The following is a 2,547-nucleotide window of genomic DNA, read 5'->3' on the forward strand; positions in this document are numbered from 1 at the left end:
GTATTGGGGGTATTGATAATTTAAGTATTTGTTTGGTACTGTCGATACCCGGAGTCCTTAAATTTTATTATAACTGACCCGTCCGAACATGATATTACAGAGCGCTACCCCAAATATAAATCATACCTTCATTTACCAACTCCTTATATTGGCATTGGTGAAAAGAGGTATGATATAATGTCCCGATAAGAGCGCGATAGAACTCCGTTACCTTTACGCCACCAAAAAACTTTCTCCTTCTACTCGGGGTTTCTGGTTCTTTCTACCCTCCTGACTCAGTCCGACTGAGTTACCCTCCTGGGAGGGGCGCGCGGGTGGGTTGGGTTAGGGGTAGGTTGAGTCCTAAAGAATTAAGATGAATATCATACACGCGCTTTACCAACGCCGAAAAATCTATGGGATTGATAAATTAGAACAATCTATGACAAAGTATAGCAGAAGGAAGAAGAAAGAAAGAAAAAGAAAGAAGGTTTTAGTTATCTAGGAGAGAAGGAAAAATCTGGCGTTGTCTGAGTTTTAAGCTTTTGATATGTCCATGACCGCGTGCTTCGACTGCTATAGATAGTAGTTCTCAGTAGTTCTCAAATTTGGTGAGATACAAAAGTTTTGAATTTTAGGGGACAGGCAACAAGCAACAGAGAAACACTATAAGTTTTTGCAATAACCCAATTAACATACCCTAATGAACTAAAAACTTATCGGGCAATTTTGGGAGAGTTTTGACCTAGTTGACAATTTACGTTATAACGTAGTATAACTTGATAGTTCTTTACAGACGTGAAAAAATACAGTTTAAAAAAGGGCTAGAAATATGTACAAGTCAATTCGTACAAAGCTCAAACTAAATAACAAGCAGAAAACCCTGTTGGCTCAACACGCAGGTTATACCAGATGGTGTTATAACTGGGGTTTAAGCTTGTGGAATGCCGCTTATAAAAATGGTTATAAACCCAATGTTCGTATAATTAGAGAAGTTTTTACCAATCACACAAAACCTCTTTATCCTTGGATGAAAAACTTGTCCTCCCGGGTCTATCAATATGCTTTTCCTACGGAATGCTGCGCAAACATAAACTTAGGTGAAGCATTTAAGAGGTTTTTTCAAGGGTTGGGTAAATATCCAAGATTTAAGAGAAAAGGTAGGTCTGACTCTTTCACAATAGATAATTGCGGAAAACCAATAGAATTAAATGGATGGAGTCACAAATTACCTTTTATTGGTATTGTCAAAACTTACGAACCCATTGAAGCAACAACCAAAAAAATCACCATTAGTAGACAAGCAGGTGATTGGTATCTAAGCTGTAGCTATGAATTTAATTTTCACACTACATCCCAAAAAATTGATGTAGTAGGTGTAGATTTAGGTGTGAAAACCTTAGCTACATTAAGTGATGGGAAAGTATTTGAGAGTGTGAGAGCATATCAGAAATTTGAAGCTAAGTTGTCTAGGCTGCAATACCTAAATCGTCATAAAGAAGTAGGCTCTGCCAACTGGAAAAAAGCACAACAGAAGATAGCCAGATCGCATAGAAAAGTAGCAAACATCCGTCAAGACGCACTTCATAAACTGACAACATACTTAGCCAAAAACCACGGCAGTGTAGTCATAGAAGATTTGAATGTCAGGGGTATGTTAGCTAACCATAGGCTGGCGAAATCAATAGCCGACCAAGGATTTTATGAGTTTAGGAGACAGCTTGGGTACAAGTGTGAATGGTACGGTTCTGAGCTAGTAGTAGTTGACAGGTTTTTCCCATCATCAAAAACTTGTTCCAACTGTGGTCATGTCCAAGATATGCCCTTGCATCTGAGAACTTATGATTGCCCAGATTGTGGGTTGTCAATAGATAGAGATTTAAACGCCAGTATAAATTTAAGAAATGCGGTCGGCTCGACCGTGAATGCCTGCGCATGAATGCCTGTGGATGAGTAACCGCCGACGGCCTCAGTAGAAGCAGGAAGTAAACATCAAGTTGTTACGTTATGTGACGCTTTGTATCAGTTTTATGGAGCAGAAACAAGCTTTAGGAATTTCTCCTGGTTAAGGGTTAGATGAGTTAGAACAACAATTAACAAATTTTTTCTGACCACAGATTTTTTTATGAACCACAATATGAGAAACTTCAACAGTTAATGAAAGGGAAATTTATCTAGCTATTAGTAGCTTTACTTATAATAATATATTTAGTGAATCTATCGGCAAATTAGTAATTAATAATTTGCATAAGAAATTGTTGGTTGTAGATTTAGAAAAAGTCGAGGTTTTACAATTGATACCCCAAAGACCTATAGAGAAATCGTCAAACAAGTAATTAGGAAATATGCTAAATTACGTCCTTCTCATGGAAATATTAGATTGGATACTGTTTTTGATGAACAGAGCGATCGCTATGCTCTGATGCAAGTGGGATGGAACAGAGGTAAGCGAGTTAGAGAAAATATTATCTATATTATATCATGTCCGGATAATTAGTGATAAGAAAACTCTCTCCTTCAACTCCAGTTCTTCTTCTTCCTTCTTCTTTCTTCCCTCCTGACTCCTGA

General features: G+C 37.7%; 2 protein-coding genes and 1 pseudogene. All 3 read left to right on the top strand.

The annotated features are described in order from the left end of the window. The first annotated feature begins 811 nt into the window (after positions 1–811). The 3 genes and pseudogenes from D5R40_RS32085 to D5R40_RS32095 all read left to right on the top strand — a co-directional run bounded on the left by D5R40_RS32085 (position 812) and on the right by D5R40_RS32095 (position 2,476). Positions 812–1,918: an RNA-guided endonuclease InsQ/TnpB family protein gene (locus D5R40_RS32085; RefSeq protein ID WP_124146872.1), complete on the top strand. Its 1,107-nt coding sequence runs from the start codon at positions 812–814 to the stop codon at positions 1,916–1,918. Positions 1,919–2,144: 226 nt separating this feature from the next. Continuing rightward, positions 2,145–2,315: pseudogene (locus tag D5R40_RS32090) on the top strand (element excision factor XisH family protein); the annotation flags it as partial. Further along, the gene (locus D5R40_RS32095; RefSeq protein ID WP_240039140.1) at positions 2,315–2,476 is read left to right on the top strand and encodes an element excision factor XisI family protein; all 162 of its coding nucleotides are present in this window, start codon (positions 2,315–2,317) and stop codon (positions 2,474–2,476) included. The pseudogene D5R40_RS32090 and the gene D5R40_RS32095, both read left to right, overlap by 1 nt. Positions 2,477–2,547 lie beyond the last annotated feature (71 nt).

The sequence above is a fragment of the Okeania hirsuta genome (genome assembly GCF_003838195.1).
GTDB classification, from domain to species: Bacteria; Cyanobacteriota; Cyanobacteriia; order Cyanobacteriales; family Microcoleaceae; genus Okeania; species Okeania hirsuta.